16 protein-coding genes are annotated in these 18,940 nt (G+C 36.9%); 1 reads left to right on the forward strand and 15 read right to left on the reverse strand.

All coding sequences use genetic code 11. The features are described 5' to 3' along the window. Positions 1–36 precede the first annotated feature (36 nt). The 11 genes from NYR30_RS09870 to trmJ form a co-directional block, all read right to left on the reverse strand. On the reverse strand, positions 37–5,280 hold the full coding sequence (locus tag NYR30_RS09870; RefSeq protein ID WP_302500855.1) for a YadA-like family protein: 5,244 nt from the start codon (positions 5,278–5,280) through the stop codon (positions 37–39). A gap of 107 nt (positions 5,281–5,387) precedes the next feature. Continuing rightward, positions 5,388–5,579, reverse strand: a complete 192-nt coding sequence (locus NYR30_RS09875) for an ESPR domain-containing protein (protein WP_066112458.1) — start codon at positions 5,577–5,579, stop codon at positions 5,388–5,390. Positions 5,580–5,924: 345 nt separating this feature from the next. Further along, positions 5,925–6,119, reverse strand: a complete 195-nt coding sequence (iscX, locus tag NYR30_RS09880; protein ID WP_302500857.1) for a Fe-S cluster assembly protein IscX — start codon at positions 6,117–6,119, stop codon at positions 5,925–5,927. A gap of 2 nt (positions 6,120–6,121) precedes the next feature. After that, on the reverse strand, positions 6,122–6,460 hold the full coding sequence (gene fdx, locus NYR30_RS09885; RefSeq protein WP_066105965.1) for an ISC system 2Fe-2S type ferredoxin: 339 nt from the start codon (positions 6,458–6,460) through the stop codon (positions 6,122–6,124). A 14-nt stretch (positions 6,461–6,474) separates the two neighbouring features. Then, the gene (hscA, locus tag NYR30_RS09890) at positions 6,475–8,328 is read right to left on the reverse strand and encodes a Fe-S protein assembly chaperone HscA (protein ID WP_302500860.1); all 1,854 of its coding nucleotides are present in this window, start codon (positions 8,326–8,328) and stop codon (positions 6,475–6,477) included. A gap of 18 nt (positions 8,329–8,346) precedes the next feature. Then, positions 8,347–8,865 carry a Fe-S protein assembly co-chaperone HscB gene (gene hscB, locus NYR30_RS09895; protein WP_066105960.1) on the reverse strand — a complete coding sequence of 173 codons (519 nt, stop codon included), beginning with the start codon at positions 8,863–8,865 and terminating at the stop codon, positions 8,347–8,349. 27 nt (positions 8,866–8,892) lie between these two features. Beyond that, positions 8,893–9,216 (reverse strand): iron-sulfur cluster assembly protein IscA, encoded by a 324-nt coding sequence (gene iscA, locus NYR30_RS09900; RefSeq protein WP_066105958.1) that lies wholly within the window; start codon positions 9,214–9,216, stop codon positions 8,893–8,895. Positions 9,217–9,269: 53 nt separating this feature from the next. Then, a complete protein-coding gene (gene iscU / locus NYR30_RS09905) occupies positions 9,270–9,653 on the reverse strand; it encodes a Fe-S cluster assembly scaffold IscU (protein WP_066105955.1) in 384 nt (127 codons plus the stop codon). Positions 9,654–9,667: 14 nt separating this feature from the next. After that, a complete protein-coding gene (locus tag NYR30_RS09910) occupies positions 9,668–10,882 on the reverse strand; it encodes an IscS subfamily cysteine desulfurase (protein ID WP_066105952.1) in 1,215 nt (404 codons plus the stop codon). Between the two features lie 24 nt (positions 10,883–10,906). Continuing rightward, complete coding sequence (gene iscR / locus NYR30_RS09915; protein ID WP_066105950.1) at positions 10,907–11,377, reverse strand: Fe-S cluster assembly transcriptional regulator IscR; 471 nt, start codon at positions 11,375–11,377, stop codon at positions 10,907–10,909. Positions 11,378–11,476: 99 nt separating this feature from the next. Next, positions 11,477–12,220: a tRNA (cytosine(32)/uridine(32)-2'-O)-methyltransferase TrmJ gene (trmJ, locus tag NYR30_RS09920; RefSeq protein ID WP_302500866.1), complete on the reverse strand. Its 744-nt coding sequence runs from the start codon at positions 12,218–12,220 to the stop codon at positions 11,477–11,479. A 157-nt stretch (positions 12,221–12,377) separates the two neighbouring features. Between trmJ and suhB the strand changes: the two genes are divergently transcribed. Continuing rightward, positions 12,378–13,181, forward strand: coding sequence for an inositol-1-monophosphatase (suhB, locus tag NYR30_RS09925; RefSeq protein ID WP_066105944.1), 804 nt, complete (start codon positions 12,378–12,380; stop codon positions 13,179–13,181). A 49-nt stretch (positions 13,182–13,230) separates the two neighbouring features. Here suhB and uxuA read toward each other — a convergent pair whose 3' ends face one another. Genes uxuA through NYR30_RS09945 form a run of 4 tightly spaced genes read right to left on the reverse strand, consistent with a single transcriptional unit; the run spans position 13,231 to position 18,932 of the window. After that, positions 13,231–14,418: a mannonate dehydratase gene (gene uxuA, locus NYR30_RS09930; protein WP_066105940.1), complete on the reverse strand. Its 1,188-nt coding sequence runs from the start codon at positions 14,416–14,418 to the stop codon at positions 13,231–13,233. A 31-nt stretch (positions 14,419–14,449) separates the two neighbouring features. Further along, a complete protein-coding gene (locus NYR30_RS09935) occupies positions 14,450–15,211 on the reverse strand; it encodes an FCD domain-containing protein (protein WP_066105938.1) in 762 nt (253 codons plus the stop codon). An 18-nt stretch (positions 15,212–15,229) separates the two neighbouring features. Continuing rightward, entirely contained in the window at positions 15,230–17,611 is a 2,382-nt protein-coding gene (locus NYR30_RS09940; RefSeq protein WP_066105935.1) for a glycoside hydrolase family 31 protein, read from the reverse strand. Positions 17,612–17,630: 19 nt separating this feature from the next. Further along, positions 17,631–18,932 (reverse strand): TRAP transporter large permease, encoded by a 1,302-nt coding sequence (locus NYR30_RS09945; protein WP_302500873.1) that lies wholly within the window; start codon positions 18,930–18,932, stop codon positions 17,631–17,633. Positions 18,933–18,940 lie beyond the last annotated feature (8 nt).

Here is an 18,940-nt window from a genome sequence, read left to right on the forward strand (position 1 = left end):
GGTGTATCTTCCGATACACCTCCTCATTGGAATTATTTACCAGCCATAACCAACACTAATAGCACCTCCTCGATCTCCGCTACTATCACTCATACCTGAAATACGAATACCTAACTTACCATTATCGGATATTTTAGAAATACCAATTGCAACAGCGTTTTCACCTTTAAATGTCGCTGTCCCAACTGATACAACCGTACGTCCAGCTATTGCAGAAGTTTGTAACCCAGCAATTGCCATTGCTCCTGCAATACCAGCCCTAGATTCCGTAGCTAATTTGTTAACACGCTTATTCAAATTAATAATTTCTTGCTTGGTTTCATTATTAACTTGTTTTAACTGACGAACTGTCACAGCATCGTTTAACTCTTTTCCATCGGCTAAACCACTAATACGTCCATCATTATTGATGGCAATTTTGCCTGCAGTAATTGATCCCTTGCTGCCTAAATTAATTTTCTCCTGAAGTTTCACTTGAATTTGACCATCTTTAGCAACAGTTTCAATATTTTTCGCACCATCTGTACCAGTTTGCCCTCCTACAATAGAAACAGTTTGATTAAGTGTTTTCAACATCTCACCACTATCTGTGGTAAATTTCAAACCATCGTTCATAGTAGCAATTTGGATAGGTTGTGGATTAAATGCTGTTCCACCACCATTACCGCTTTGATAACTTAGGCGAGAAACTTTTGTACCATCAAGCTGTGTATTGTTATCTGTGGCTTCTGTTACACCAATTTTTGCACTTGCTTTTTGGCTAGCAATATTAATTGTTCCAGATTGTCCACTTGAATCTTGGCCAACAATATTAATCGCTCCCGTTTTACCATCAATTTCAATGGTAATTCCATTAGTTCCTTTAATTGTAACTTTACCATCAGTCGCTGGTTTTCCATCTTTGCCATCATTACCGAATGACACTTGATCATTAAGGCTAATTTCAACTGCTTTTTTACCATTTTGATCAACAACACGAGTTGTGGTATTACGGCCATCACCTTTAATACCTACCTCACCACCAATTGGTACCTTAATTTCATTATTAGCAGTATTATCTCCATTATTAGAAGCATTACCACTATCACTATTATTAGAAGTATTACCACCGTTATTAGAGGTATTACCACCATTACTATGATTAGATTTGTTATCATCAGACCAAATTTTAAAACCTTCTTTTAAGTAAGCAATCGCTTCAGCAATTGTTGACTTACCAGTGTTTCCAATACCTGTTGTAGATAACTTATCTGGATCAAAACCTAATACTTTCCATAACTGGCTACCATTAATAGCATCAGAAGAGTCTTTCCCAATAGTACCTGCCATTACCCCAGTGATCTTACTGTTTACAGTTACTCCATTACTATCTAGTTTTAATGTTGAACCTCCAGCCTTAGCTTGCATCGTTAGAGTGTCACTCGTTAGAGCAAAACCTGCTCCACTACCTTTACTGCTTCCTTGATATATTGAAGAAATATCGGTTAAATCTCTATTTAAGTTAAACTTCACCACGCCACTATCCGCTATTTCTGCCGTTGTATTAGTACCGTTGGTAAAATCTAATCCATCAGATAGACTTACTGTTTTCTTAGTGTTCGTAGTCTTTCCACCATTGGATTTATAAGTAAAGTCCAAACTGCTAACACCTAACCAAGATTTCCAGTTGGCTTTTGCTTGCTCATTAATTGATGAATCTTCCCCTTTTGCTTTTGTTTGATCAGTCGTTATCTTAGCTGGATCAAAAAATAGCGCGTAAAGTTGTTGACCAGTAATCGCCTCCGTTGAATCTGATTTTACTAAACCATTCGCTAAACCAGATAAAGAAACATAATCTGTTGCAGTACCACCAACTTTACCTAATACCAATTTTAATCCCGCTTTTTCTCCAGTTATTTCTTGTGGAGTTAAACTGATCTTCCCTAATTCAATTCCATCAAAAGTTGGTTTTTTAGCAAATAGGATACTGATACCATTACTAGTTGTTTTAGTAGCAACATTTGTCGCAACATAATCATCAATTTTATCATTTGTGCTTAATGTATGACCTGTAATGACAACTGTATCCCCTAAACTACGTTTATAGTAATCTTTTTCCTCAGCAGGATTACTATCACCGCTAAAAGTTAACTTCTTCACATCATAAACAGGTTTACCGCTGTTATCGCTCACATTAGCAATTAAATCAGCAACTGCTTTTAACTGGCTTCCATTCACTGCCTCTTTTGATGTCGCAGAAATTTCTCCATCTTGCAACCCAGTGATTTTACCTGCGTTAGTTAAAGCTAATGCACCTGCTGAAGTATTAATGGTTAATGAACCTGTGTCAGTTTTACTTGCACCTAAGGTAATATCCTTATTTAAGTTAAACTTCACCACACCACTATCCGCTATTTCCGCCGTTGTATTAGTACCGTTGGTAAAATCTAATCCATCAGATAGACTTACTGTTTTCTTAGTACTCGTAGTCTTTCCACCATTGGATTTATAAGTAAAGTCTAAACTGCTAACACCTAACCAAGATTTCCAGTTGGCTTTTGCTTGCTCATTAATTGATGGATCTTCCTCTTTTGCTTTTGTTTGATCAGTCGTTATCTTAGCTGGATCAATAAATAGCGAGTAAAGTTGCTGACCTGTAACTGAATCGGTAGAACTGTCGTTAATCAATCCATTTGCTAGACCTGTCATTTTTTTACTATTGGCAGTAATGGCATTTGCATCAAGTGTCAGCGTTGCACCCTTTTGAGGACCAGATAGAACTAAAGAATCACTGTTCAATGAAATACTCACTCCAGTTCCCTTAGTATTCCCTTGAGAAATTGATGAAATTCCCGTTAAGTCTGCATTGAGGTTAAATTTGACTTTACTACTAGAATCAATTTCAGCCGTCGTATTAGTACCATTGACAAATTCAAGAGTATTGGTAGTTTGATTAATTGTTTTTTCTGTACTTCCCGCCTTATATTTAAAAGCTTGTAAGGCAGTATCAGCTTTCTTCAGTGAAGCTTTAGCTTGATCTGCTAAAGCAACAGTTATTGTTGGATCACCCGAGGTTGAAGTTGTTACATTGATCTCATTCGTCGTACCTTGAATTGTTAAATTACCACCAAGCTCCATCTTCTGGTTATTGACTTTAACCCCTTTATTCACCGCCGTGATTAAATCATAAATCGCCCCTTTATAGGTAGTTGGTGCGGTTGCTGATGCTGCATTAATCGCAGTAAAGGTCTGCGTAGTAAAGCCTGTTTTATAACTATCCAGCGTCAAGCCTAAAATAGTTACGCCAAGTTGATTAAATTGTGCGCCATTAATAGCTTGGTGTCCTTGTCTCGTTTTTTGGCTATTGGTGGTATTTTCTGCTTCTATAATGCCCTTTGCCACATTTTCATAGGCAAATGCTCTCGTACCTGCTTTAGCTGCTTGCTGACTATTGCCAGCATCAACATTCGCTACAGTATCACCAGACAAATCTTTTACTGCAATCGCAATATTAGCAAGCTCCACTACCGTTGCAGCAGTGTTCGGCACATTATATTGATCTAACGGGTAATACTTACCATCAGTTGCTTTGCCTACTTTAACGCCTGTTTTGGTATCAATATAAACCATATTAGCTTCTTTCTGTACCGATTCTAATTGGCGTAATTGCCCAACATTGACCGCATCGGTATCCAACGCCCCCGGTGCAAGGTTAATAATACGGCGAGTTCCAATCGTACCGCTATCAACCCAACCACCAACAGAAACAACCCCAGCACTATCAGAAGATACAGGCTTATAGGTAGAACCCACAGGTGCGTAGGCTGTTAAACCTAATGCCGAGGTTCCAGTGGTGGTAGCAATACGCTGTTGGCTGTCATTTAACGTATTATCATAAAAATAGAGCGTCTGCGAACGATAACCTAAAGCGACTGAGTTTTGAATTGTTCCTCGTGCTGATGTCCCTAATACAGTGGTATTTTGTGCCGTTGTTCCTGCCATTACCCCTGCTACAAAAGAGTTAGCACCACTCACGATTGTCGCCACCCCTATTGCAATTGAGTTATTGGCGCCCGCTTTTACATAAGAGTAAGAACCGAGTGCAAACGAATTATCTGCATCAGACAAAGTACCAAAGCCCATCGCTAGCGAGTTTTCTTTCACCGCAAAAGAGGAATTACCAATCGCAATCGCATTTTTCGAAGCAGTGTTGTTATCCGTCATATAGGTACTGGTTTTTTGTACTTTGCTGCCATTACCAAACGTCAAATAAGTATTATTTTCTTTTACGAGCGGTAAGTCAGTTTCTAACATCTTATTTAATTTTGTATTAAACTCATTTAAAGCAGAGCTAATATTGTCAACTCCCGCTGCATTTACTGTTTCATATTGTTTTTGAAGATTAAAAGTGGTGCTGTCATTTGGGTTATCAGCAGCAGTTATAGTAGCATTAAATTTTGCTCCTGCTGCTACCCTATTCCCAATCGCTATTGAGTTTTGTGCTACCGCTTTGGCTAAATAACCATAGGAAACGGTACCTGTATTGGTGGATTCAGTACGGTTACCAATCGCTACCGAGTTGCTAGCAAATACTGAGGAACGTTCACCGATCGCTGTTCCACCAATGGCGCTTGATTCAACAAAAGAGCGAATACCTACCGCAGTAGAACGCTCGGCTAAAGCAAAAGAGAGTGAACCTAAAGACGTAGATAAATCTTTCGCTGCTACGGTACGCGAACCAATCGCAATCGCACCACGACCACCAGCATAAGTTGGCGAATAGATAGCTTTATCGCCTTTATATTTATTATCAAATACACCCTCTGAATCAAAAAAATTCCTATCATTTCTAAGAGAGTTATAGATTGTATCAATTACTCCGCTTTCTAATTGGTCGCCAAATTTCGACTTCATACTCGCATTACTATAATCATTACCGAGTAAGTCATCGCTCCCTAGCGCAACAGAACTTTGCCCATAGGCATAAACATCATTCCCGATCGCTGTTGCTTGCGCATAAGCGCCAGAAGAACTTCCAAATACGCTTGCTTGTGTATTGTAGCCTCTACTGTTCGATCCTACAACAGTAACAAATTCATTGTTTTTTGCTTTGCTGTTATAACCGATAGCGATAGAGTTATTAGAACTTGCTTCCGCTTGATAGCCAAGAACTGTAGTATAATCGGAAGTCGCATTAGCCTGATAACCAACAGCAATAACACCTGTTGCTTTTGCCTTTGCTTGTCTCCCAATAACAACAGAATTACTACCGGTATGTTCTCCACCATAATTTAAAGCCACTGAGTCAGAAGGTATCTTACAGACACTGTACCCCCCCCCCCAAATCCATTCCTATGCTAGAATGATCGCTACACCATTGTATAGCACCATAACTAGCAATAGCAGGATTAGTATAAAGTGCTAGTACCCCCCCCCACTAGGAGAGCAATCGCAGAAAGGCTTAATAAACGTTTTGGCGGGTTTGTTGAACTGAGAGAACGAGAAGATTTTGAGGATTTAATTTTATTACGAGTTAATTCTGATACCGCAATAAACACACCTCTCGTATGATCGAAAATAACACGAAAAATATGATTCATAACTTTTCCTTTAAATCAGTAATGACAATAATTGAGAAAACTGAGTAAAACTGCAGCGCAATTTGACGCCGATTGTAACATATGAAAAACAATTGTAAATCTCATGCACGACATAAAAAACGGAATTAACCAATAAAAACTAATATTTAATACCAAATAAAACAAGAAATTTAGCATATTAAACAAAAAATAATAAAATATATAGTTTAAATAGGATAAATAATGAAGGGGATTACGAAATGATAAAATATTATATTGATCTTATTAAATTCTCTACATAAGAAAATATATCAATCAAAAGCTCCCACTTTTGAATTAAATTTGGGAGCTTTATATTGTAATGATTTATTCAAATTCATCTAACCAACATAAAAAAATAGCTTCTAAAATACGTTCATTAGATTTTTCAGGATCATTATCAAATTCATCTAACTCGCAAATCCAACGGTGCATATCGGTGAAACGTACTGTGGTTGGATCTAAATCAGGAAAACGCTCATATAACGCTTCACCAATTTGTTGTGCATCTTGCCATTTCATTATTAATGTTCCTCTTTTGCATGATTAACAGTATAACGAGGAATTTCTACCACTAAATCTTCATCGCCTACTACAGCTTGGCAGCTTAAACGGCTATCTACCTCTAAACCCCACGCTTTATCTAACATATCATCTTCTAGATCTGAACTCTCATTTAATGAATCAAATCCTTCACGCACAATCACATGGCAGGTAGTACAAGCACAAGATTTTTCACAAGCATGATCGATCTCAATCCCCGAACGTAGTGCAGCATCTAAAATAGTTTCACCTTTAGCAGCATCCACTACCATACCTTCTGGACAATGTTCTTGATTAGGTAAGAAAACAATTTTCGGCATAATATAACTTTCCTTTATTCAGCAAATTGTTCAACAGAATGTCCCGCTAACGCTTGCTTAATCGAATTATCCATTCTTCTTGCCGCAAAATCTCGAGTTGCTTGATCAAGCTGTTTGATTCCTTGCGCTATTTGTTGGCTATCATCCTGTTGTTGTAATTGTTCTAATTTTTCTAATGCAGCTTTTACGTCAGCTAGTTCTTGCTCATTTAATAAATGTGCATCCTCTGCTAATGCACTATAGACATTTTCCAATACACGAGCAGCTTCTACACGTTGTTCAGCCAATTCACGCGCTTGCATATCGGCTTTCGCATTTTCGTGCGATGATTTAATCATCTGCGTAATCTCTTCATCAGTTAAGCCATAAGAAGGTTTAACTTGGATTGATGAGTGTACGCCAGTCGATTTTTCCATTGCAGTCACACTTAATAATCCGTCTGCATCGACTTGATAAGTTACGCGTACATGTGCAGCTCCCGCTACCATAGGTGGAATACCTTTGAGGCTAAAACGTGCTAATGAACGACAATCTTGCACCAATTCACGCTCGCCTTGCACAATATGCACTGACATTGCAGTCTGCCCATCTTTAAAAGTGGTAAATTCTTGTGCTCGTGCCACCGGAATCGTGGTATTACGAGGAATGATCTTTTCAACCAATCCTCCCATCGTTTCAATCCCTAATGACAAAGGAATAACATCAAGTAATAACATTTCGCTATCTGGTTTATTGCCTGCCAAAATATCCGCTTGAATTGCTGCGCCTAACGCAACAACTTTATCAGGATCAATAGAGGTTAATGGCGCTTTGCCAAAGAATTCCGCTACTTGTTCACGCACAAAAGGAACACGTGTTGAACCGCCGACCATCACCGTTTCAATCACTTCACTAACCTCAACATTCGCGTCCTTCAATGCACGACGACACGCTAGCAAAGTTCGTTTTACCAACGGTTGAATAAGTTGATTAAAGGTAGCACGAGCAACAGTCACATCTTGGTTATTTACTGGTACTGTCACTTGTTCCTTAGCCGAGAGTTCAATCTTAACTTGAGTAGCTAAATCTAATAATTGACGTTTTTGTTGATCGGTTTCTGGAGTAAATTGAACTTGTGCCGCTAAATGCTCAGCTAGCAAATGATCGAAATCATCGCCACCTAACGCAGTATCACCACCTGTTGCTAATACTTCAAAAACGCCTTTGCTTAAACGTAAAATGGAAATATCAAAAGTACCACCGCCCAAATCATAAACGGCAATAACACCTTCTTGTCCGCTATCTAGCCCATAAGCAATCGCTGCGGCAGTAGGTTCATTTAATAAACGTAGTACATTTAAACCAGCTAAACGAGCAGCATCTTTGGTGCCTTGACGTTGTGCATCATCAAAATAAGCCGGTACAGTAATAACACAACCTACTAGCTCACCACCTAAACGTTGTTCTGCCAACTGATTTAAACGTGACAAAATATCAGCAGAAACTTCAACAGGGCTACGTAACCCTTGCTTAGTAATAATTAGCGGTAGGCCATTTTCACTGGCTTGGAAACGATAAGGCAAATTAGGATAACGCGCTTGCACATCAGCTAGACTGCGTCCCATTAAACGTTTTACAGAGATAATCGTATTATCGGGTTCTTGCCCTGCATAAACTTTCGCCTCAACACCTACCAGCGGCTGTTGAGCGCCATAATAAACTACAGAAGGGATCAATGCTCTATCTTGCTCATCCAACAAAATGTCTGCTTTCCCACTACGAACAGTCGCCACTAATGAATTTGTTGTACCAAGGTCAATACCAACTGCTAATCTTGCTTGATGAGGTGCAGCACTCTGTCCTGGTTCTGCAATCTGTAATAATGCCATTTGCCTTATTTCCCACAATTAAAAATCAAATAATTTTTCTTCTAAACGTTCAATTTCTTGTTGTAATTTTTTGATAAATTTCAAACGATCGATGGTTTGTTTAGTGCCAGTCCAATCTTGTTGAGCAATTTTTTCAGCTAATACTGCGATATTTTGCTGATAACTTGCTGCTGTTTGTTGTTGTAAATCAGCCAATTTTTGCTCATCTTGTTGCGCTTCCGCTTCTTCTAGTTGTTCGCGCAATTCCATTTGCTGCATTAAGAATGCCAAATCATGCGTTGTATTTTCATTATCTACTGGCTTTTGTAATGCTAAACTCAAAATCGCTTCTGCACGCAAAATAGGATCTTTTAAGATCTGATAAGCGTCATTAACTTGGGTTGATTTCTGTAATGCTAAACGTTGTTCTTGCTCACTGGCAGCCGCAAAATTATCAGGATGTAGCTGTTTTTGTAACTGTAAGTATTGCTGAGATAACATTGCAAGATCGAGTTGAAAACTGACTGGCAGAGAAAACAATTCAAATGGATTAAACATAGTATTTCAATAAGATATTTTTAACAATTAAACGTGAAAACTTTCACCACAACCGCATTGTTCTTTCACATTCGGGTTAGTAAACTTAAACCCTTCATTTAGACCTTCTTTAACAAAATCTAATTGAGTACCATCTAAATAGACCAAGCTTTTATTATCAACAATGATTTTTACGCCATTATCTTCAAACACTTGATCATCTTCATTTAATACATCTACAAACTCTAAAACATAAGCTAAACCTGAACAGCCTGATGTTTTAATCCCCAGACGTAATCCAATCCCTTTTCCACGATTTGCAAGAAAATCTCTTACTCGTTGCGCTGCACTTTCAGTCAATGAAATTGCCATATTTTGCTCCTCAAACAGGAAAAGGTGTTATCTACTGATAACACCTAAAAATCTTATTTTGTTTTTTTCGCTTTATAGTCAGCGATTGCTGCTTTAATTGCATCTTCCGCAAGAATTGAGCAATGCACTTTTACTGGTGGTAATTCTAATTCTGCGGCAATGTCGCTGTTTTTGATCGCTTGTGCTTCATCTAAAGATTTACCTTTTACCCATTCAGTAATTAATGAGCTAGAAGCAATGGCAGAACCACAACCATAAGTTTTAAATTTTGCATCTTCAATAATGCCGTTATCATTGACTTTAATTTGTAACTGCATTACATCACCACACGCCGGCGCACCAACCATTCCACTACCAACAGTTGGATCTTTTTTATCGAATGATCCGACATTGCGTGGATTTTCATAATGATCAATCACTTTTTCACTGTATGCCATAATTCACTCCTCAATTAATGTGCAGACCACTCAACGGTGCTGAAATCAACACCTTCTTTATACATATCCCAAAGTGGAGAAAGCTCACGTAATTTCGCCACCGCTTTTTTCACTAACTCAATCGTGTAATCAATTTCTTCTTCTGTAGTGTAACGTCCTACGGTAAAACGAATTGAACTATGTGCTAATTCATCATTTAAACCTAATGCACGTAATACATAAGAAGGTTCTAAACTTGCTGAAGTACACGCAGAGCCGGAAGAAACCGCGATATCACGTAAAGACATCATCAATGATTCACCTTCTACATAGTTGAAACTCATATTAAGGTTTGTACCAACACGATGTTCCATTGAACCATTCACATACACTTCTTCAATATCTTTTAAGCCGTTATATAGGCGATCACGCAATGCAGTTAAACGCGGCATTTCTGTTGCCATTTCTTCTTTACAGATACGATAAGCTTCACCCATACCTACGATTTGATGCACTGGTAAAGTACCTGAACGCATTCCTCTTTCATGACCGCCACCATGGATAATCGCTTCTAAACGTACACGTGGTTTACGACGCACATATAATGCACCAATACCTTTTGGTCCATAGAGTTTATGTCCTGACATTGACATCAAATCTACTTTTAATGTTGATAAATCAATCGGTAATTTACCCACAGATTGCGTTGCATCTACATGGAAAATCACTTTACGTTCACGACAAATTTCACCAATCGCGGCAATATCTTGAATAACACCAATTTCATTATTTACATGCATAATAGAAACAAGGATGGTGTCATCACGCATCGCTGCTTTTAATTCTTCAAGATCAATTAAGCCATCTGCTTTTGGCGCTAAATAAGTAACCTCAAAACCTTCACGTTCTAATTGACGACAAGTATCTAATACCGCTTTATGTTCTGTTTTACAGGTGATGATATGTTTACCTTTCGTTTGATAGAAATGCGCAGCACCTTTGATCGCCAAGTTATCCGATTCTGTTGCACCTGAAGTAAATACGATCTCACGCGCATCTGCCCCAATTAAATCGGCAATATGATTACGCGCAACATCTACTGCTTCTTCTGCTTGCCAACCAAACTTATGTGAACGAGATGCTGGGTTACCAAAAGTTCCATCTATTGTTAAATATTCCATCATCTTCTTAGCAACACGTTCATCGACTGGACAGGTTGCCGCATAGTCTAAATAAATAGGTAATTTCATTTTCACTCCGATAAGAATACTTTCTTAATTTTCAATACGTTCTAATTGTTGCTGGACATTGATTTCAGCACGATAACGCTTTTGCATTTTTTCTTGTTGAGAACTCACTAATTCAGCAACAGTAATTTCATTTAAAAAATCTTCGATACGATCACTCAATTTCTGCCATAAAGAGTGGGTTAAGCATTGCACACCATCTTGGCAATTTCCCTTACTGCGGCATTTAGTGGCTTGTACATTTTCATTAACAGCTGAAATAATCATACCAATTGAGATATCTTCACAAGGATACCCCAATTGATAACCACCACCTGGACCACGAGTACTTTTGACTAATCCATGGCGGCGTAATTTGGCAAACAATTGTTCTAAATAAGAAAGTGATATTTTTTGACGTTCAGAAATATCCGATAAAGTAACAGGACCATCAGCAGCATTTAACGCAATATCTAAAATAGCGGTAACTGCATAACGTCCTTTTGAAGTAAGTTTCATCGTAAATTCCCTAACCTTGTTTCAAACGGGGAAAATTCTCACATAACCTACTAAAACAGTCAAGTATTATTCCATCTATAATAACGTTTTTAACTATCGTTATTTCCGATGTTTCGACGGTAATAATTGCTCTACGGCAGTTAACATTCCTTGCAAAATATTCAGCTCATTACGTTGGATTGCAGTACGCAAATAAAGACGACGTAATTTTTTCATTACCGCATTGTTCTGAATAAAACCAATCTCTTGATACACTTTTTCAGTGCGCTCAAAGAAATATTCTAAATCCTCAGCAACAACACCGCTCGGCGCTGCAATAGGATACTCTTTTTGTGAACAATTTTCAGTTTGCGATTGCAAATAAGCCATTCGAATTTCATAACTGACCAGTTGTACCGCCATTGCTAAATTCAACGAAGAATATTCAGGGTTTGCAGGAATATTTAAATGGTAATGACATTTCAAAAGCTCTTCATTCGTCAGACCAATACGCTCACGTCCGAACACAATCGCTACTTTGCCCATTTCTGCCGTTTCAATTGCTTTTATACCGCATTGTCTTGGTGTAATTGCTGTTGTTGTTAAATGTCTTGCTCTAGCACTTGTACCAATAACCAATGTACAATCTGCAATAGCCTCATCAAAAGAGCAGACGATTTTTGCATTTTCTACAACATCGGAAGATCCTGCAGATAAAGCAATAGACTCTTCATTAGGGAGAATTTTTGGGGATACTAAATAAAGCTGTGATAATCCCATTGTTTTCATTGCTCTGGCAGCGGAACCTATATTGCCAGGATGAGAAGTTTCTACTAATACAATTTTGATTTGTTCAAATGACATAAACTTGTTTTTATTTAAAAAATGATGGCAAATTCTAACATATTAATGAAACCCAGAAAATTACTCGCAATTTGCCTAAACTTTCCCTATAATGCACGCCGATTTTACATACATCACTTAAACAAAAACTGTTCTTTAAAATCTGGTGGAGATAATAATGAATCCAATGTTAAATATTGCTATTCGCGCAGTGCGAAAAGCAGGCAACATCGTTGCCAAAGGTTTTGAACGTCTTGATGAAATTCAAACCAGCGAGAAATCAGCTAATGACTATGTAACTAATATAGATAAAGCTTCTGAAGCAGCAATTATTGAAATTATCCGTAAATCTTACCCTGATCACACCATTATTGGTGAAGAAAGTGGTGCTTTAGAAGGTAAAGAAGGCGACGTACAATGGGTCATTGATCCACTAGATGGTACAACCAACTTCGTGAAAGGATTACCGCATTTCTCCATTTCAATTGCGGTGCGTGTAAAAGGACGTACTGAAGTTGGTGTGGTTTATGATCCTATTCGCAACGAGCTCTTTACTGCTGTTCGTGGTGAAGGTGCTAAACTCAACGAATACCGTTTACGCTTAGAAGGTCGTAATGAATTAACTGGCGCTATTTTAGCAACTGGTTTCCCATTCAAAGTAAAACGTTATATTCCAATTCACCTCAATATGATTACCGCTCTTATTGAAGAGTGTGCAGATTTCCGTCGTACTGGTTCTGCTGCGCTCGATCTTTGCTATGTTGCAGCTGGTCGTGTTGATGGTTATTTTGAAATGGGCGTCAAACCTTGGGATTGTGCTGCTGGAGATTTAATTGTGCGTGAAGCTGGCGGTATTGTAACTGACTTTATCGGCGGACACAGTTACCTCACCTCTGGCCATATCGTTGCAGGCGCACCTCGCATCACTAAACAAATTCTCAATAAATTACAACCTTGTTTATCAGATGAGTTCAAAGGATAAACAACTTTCTTAGTAAAAAAGCTAGCAATTTGCTAGCTTTTTTAGTTTGTTATTTATTTTCAAAATAAACTTTCTTTAATCCTAGTTCTAAACCTCTAAATTCAGCCAATCCACGCAAGCGCCCAATCGCTGAATATCCAGGATTCGTTTTCTTTTTTAAATCATCTAACATTTGATGCCCATGATCTGGACGCATCGGAATCAAACGTTTATTGCCATTAGATAAACGACGATACTCTTCCGTTAATAATGCTTTTACCACATTAAACATATCCACATCCCCTTCTAAGTGTGCTGCTTCATGGAAACTAAGAGGATTATCTTCTCTACAAGTAGAACGTAAATGAGCAAAGTAAATACGATCAGCAAATTTCTCTGTCATTTTGACCAGATCATTATCTGAACGGACACCATAAGAACCAGTACACATTGTAAATCCATTTGCTGATAACGGTTCTGTCTCAACAAACCATTGCATATCTTCAATTGTTGAAACAATACGAGGTAGCCCTAAAATCGGACGTGGCGGATCATCTGGGTGAATTGCTAGTTTAATTCCCACCTCCTCCGCAACAGGCACAACTTGATGTAAAAAATATGCCAAATGAGTACGAAATTTATCAGGAGAAATATCTTTATAACGATCTAGTTGGGCTTGAAACTCTTCTAAGGTATAACCTTCTTCTGCACCTGGTAATCCAGCAATAATATTTTTTGTTAATTGCTCAATTTGTTCTGCCGACATTTTTTCATAGTAAGCTTTGGCTGCCTGGCGCTCTTGTTCACTATAACTTTGCTCTGCACCAGGACGTTTCAAAATATATAATTCAAATGCTGCAAATGCAATTTGATCAAAACGAAGTGCTTTAGAGCCGTCTGGTAATTGGTATGCCAAATCAGTACGAGTCCAATCCAACACTGGCATAAAATTATAACAAACTGTATCAATACCACATTTAGATAAATTACGTAGAGTTTGTTTGTAATTATCAATCCATTGTTGATAGTTCCCTGTCTGCGTTTTAATTTCTTCATGTACAGGGACACTTTCTACCACAGACCATGTTAATCCCGCTTGCTCAATTAATGCTTTACGTTTTTCAATTTCATCAATACTCCAAATTTGACCATTTGGAATATGATGTAATGCAGTCACAATACCTGTTGCTCCTGCTTGTCGAATATCAGATAAAGATACTGGGTCATTCGGCCCATACCAACGCCAAGTTTGTTCCATTTTCTACTCCTTATATCAATAAACTTCTAATTCATTCCGTTTCAATCCCTACAACAACAGGGCTAATATTAAATAAATAACCATCAAAATTCGGATCGTCCACATCAGAAAGTTCAAACAATTTCTGTTTTACATTTTCTAAATGCTGCCACATTGCTTTTCTGGCTAAAACTGGATCCTTTTTCTGCATAGCAAGTACAATATTTTCATGATCTTTAATCCACAAATAACGATAATTTTGATCAGGAATATGCATATGCAATCCTTGCCACATCTTGCTATTATTCCTTAACTCCCATAGCGATTTTTGCATTTGAATAATGACTTCATTCTGAGTAATCTCAGCAATAGTTCGATGGAAGTCTTCATCTGCTACATAATCCTCATCACCATGCTCTAATGTTTGTTTTTCACGTAATAATATTTCTTTTAATTTAATAATATCGCCCCTTGTTGCTTGAATAGCTGCAAACTCAGCAATACTACTTTCTAATAACTGCCGTGCCTGTAATAACTCGAAGGGACCAACATCTATTTGATGCATGGAATCATCATTCTCAGCCACTCTCGGAAGATCAATTAAATAAACTCCAGATCCTTTTCTTACCTCAACGAATCCTTCTATTTCCAACATAATTAATGCTTCCCTAATGACCGTTCTACTAACATTAAAGGATTCAGCTAAATCTCTTTCTGTTGGTAACTTATCACCGATTTTATATGTTCCATCAAATAGTTGCTGCTTTAACTCATTCCCAATCTTTTTATAAGAACGTAAATCTTCAGTGATCATAATGATCTCCTAACTAACCTAATGGATATTCAATAATGAAATTGACATATTTGCTGTCACTTTTTCCCCATTAACAAATAATTCTCTTTTTTCATTATTTGGTAATTTAAAGTATATTTTCTCATATTGAGGTATAAATAACCCTGACTTAGATAAATTAATATCGATACGATTATCAAAACAACTGACCCTCATATTTAGAATTAAATATTGTTTGTCTAAATAAGAAAAACTTTCACCATCATCATCAAAAATTTCAACTTCATATTCACCAGTACCAAGCAATGGCATAACTAAAAATTCTCGACATTGATCTTCGATTGTATTATTTGAATTTTTCGGATTCATAGGGATAACGGAGCCTGCTCTAATAAACAAAGGGATACGTTCTAGTGGTGCAGGAACAATAATATCTTGTCCACCGCTATACCACTCTTGAGTATAAAAATCATACCAACCAGTTTTATTTGCTGGTAAATAAACCTTCCTTTCTCTTTGAGATGGTTCCACTACAGAAGCTACTAATAAATCTCTACCTAGTAGATAATCATCATTTTCTTCAAACGTTTTTACATCCTCTTCATAATCTAAAAATGTTGGACGTAACATTGGTTCATCATATTTATGTGCCATCCATAAAAGATTATATAAATAAGGAACTAGATGATAACGTAATTGAATTGTTCTTCTAACAATATCAGTAACTTCAGGGTACATCCACGGCTCATTAACAGTATGATCATCATTCCAAGAATGAATTGTAAAACGAGGGTGCATCACTCCATTTTGTACCCAACGTACAAATAATTCTGGATCTGGTTTGTCGCCAGAGAAACCGCCCACATCGTGTCCTACGTTATATAATGCAGACAAACTCATTCCCAATCCCATTTTGATATTGTATTTCAGTGTATTCCAGCTTGTTCTATTATCCCCACTCCATGTTTGTACATAACGATTCATTCCTGGTGAACCAGAACGAGAAATTAAATAAGGACGACTATTAGGCTTATATGATAATTGTGCCTCATAAGATGCTTTCATCATCAATAATGGCATCAACGGGCGAAGTAATTTAATCGGTTTTGTATTACCAAAATAACAACAACGAGCTTGTTCATCCCAAACTTCAAATTCATTATTGTCATTCCAAGTTGAATCAATCCCATACTCCAATAATTGAGATGTGACATTATGCTTCCACCATTCTATGGTCTTAGGATTAGTAAAATCTAAATGTGATCCTTCATCATCCCAAAACATTGAACGTTCTGGAGCATCTACAATAGAATCTTGTATAAATAAGCCTTGATTAGCAACCTCTTCATACTTTGGATGATCTTGTAACAAACATGGCTTAATATTTGCAGCTAATTTCATATTAGCTTGATGAAAATACTCACTCATACCTCTAGGATTAGGAATTTTTTCTCTATTCCAATTGAATACATAACGTTTATCATTAATTGATGTATATCCTGAAGAAAGTTGAAATGAATCACATGGAATATTATGAATTCTGCATAAATCTACAAATTTCTTTAATTGTTCTTGCGCATCTGGTGCATCAGTATAATGCATTGTTGAACCACTATAACCTAGACTCCATTTAGGTCCGAAAATAGTTCCTCCTGTTAATGCACAATATTTTTTAGTTACATCTAAGATTTTAGGACCTAATATAAAATAATAATCTAAATCTCCATCTTCTGAACGATATGAACGATATGCTGCATGATAATTATCTAACTCATTTCCTAAATCAAACCAACAATTAGCCAAATTATCATAATAAATGCCATAACTAATATTAGAGATATTAGTGATATAAAAAGGAATATGTTTATATAATGGATCCGTTTTTTCTGCATTATATCCCATCGCATCTAAATTCCTCATTTCAAAACGACGGCCTTGACGATTTAGATTTCCAGCTTTCTCTCCTAAACCATAATAACGATCCATTGCTGTTCTTTGCATAAAATGAGAAATTTTATTTTGAGATACTCCTAATAAATAAGCACCACTCTTTCTATCTTGAGCAAATGTTTGCCATCCGTTTTCTGTATAACATTGCCATTCAAGCCACAAAGGTTTATGAATTATTACTTTCAACCTATGTGTTGAAATTTCAATACTAGATTCATCATGATGAAATTTATATTCTGGTAAAGTGAATCCATCTGTTGTCCATTTATCTCTACCCGTCCATGCAATATCTTTTTTATTTGGAGTTATTGCCCAAGTGTGTGGTACACGAAATTCATTATTACGAGAAAATGCAACTCTGAAAATATCTTCTTCTAACACAAAAATATGTAATTTAAAATTATGTTCACATTCAATATCAATTTGATTATTAGCTTGTTTTTGATATATCCAATTTTTCAATGTTTTCATTTTTTCTGCCTCTTATAAATTAATAACCTAATAAAACTCTTGGTAAAAAGAGACTAATATCAGGAATGTAAGTTACTAAGAATAATGTCAGTACCAAAACAGCATAGAAAGGTAAAAGAGGTTTAATTACTTGATTAATCTTAATTCCACCAACAGAACATCCTATAAATAATGCACTACCGACTGGTGGTGTGCATATACCAATAGAAAGATTAAATGCCATTAGAACGCCAAAATGGACAGGATCCATACCTAGTTCTGTAACAATAGGCAGAAAAATTGGGGTAAAAATAAGAAGTGCTGGAGTCATATCCATGAAGACACCAACAACTAATAGAATCACATTAATAATAAGTAGAATAATAATTGGATTATCAGAAATAGATAATAATGCATCACTAATAGTATAAGGAATATCTGCATTCGCCATAGCCCAAGACATACCCATTGAAGTCCCAATTAACAACAATACGATTGCAGTAGTAATAACAGAATCAAGGATAATTTGAGGTAATTCTTTTAATTTAACTTCACGATATACTACCATTGCTAGAATAAGAGTATAAACAACTGCAAAGGCGGAAGCTTCTGTAGCCGTAAAAATACCTCCTATAATTCCTCCCATAATGACTACAATCAATCCCAAACTCGGCAATGCATCTAATGTTTTCTTTAATGCTTCACTATACGTTGGTTTAGGTGATACTGGATAATGACGTTTTTTAGCAATAAACCCTATTACTAACATGATAGATAACCCCATCAATATCCCAGGTATATATCCTGCTAAAAATAACGCACCTATTGAAGTTCCACCAGAAATTAAAGAATAAACAATAAATGTGTTACTTGGTGGAATTAGTAATCCTGTAGGACAGGATGCAATATTAACTGCTGCAGAAAATGCGGGATCATATCCCTCTTTTTTTTGCAATGGAGACATAATACCACCCATTGCAGCACCAGAAGCTACAGCTGATCCTGAAATAGACCCAAACATCATATTAGCTAATACATTCACATGAGCAAGAGAACCAGGTAGTCTTCCACCAATCACTTTTGCAAATTCAATTAACCTCAATGCAATTCCGCCTCGATTCATAATATTTCCAGCTAAAATAAAAAACGGAATTGCTAATAAAGAAAAACTATCTAATCCTGAAGCCATCTTTTGTGCAATAACAGCAATTGCCGAATCTACAGGAAGTGACAGCATAATTGTTAGTAATGATGCGATACCAATCGAGAATGAAATTGGTACACCAATAAATAAAAGTACAAAGAAACTACCACTAAGAACAAGGACTGTTGACCATTCCATAATAATAT

Origin of the sequence: Gallibacterium salpingitidis, from assembly GCF_030517105.1 — a bacterium.
Classification (GTDB): Bacteria; Pseudomonadota; Gammaproteobacteria; order Enterobacterales; family Pasteurellaceae; genus Gallibacterium; species Gallibacterium salpingitidis.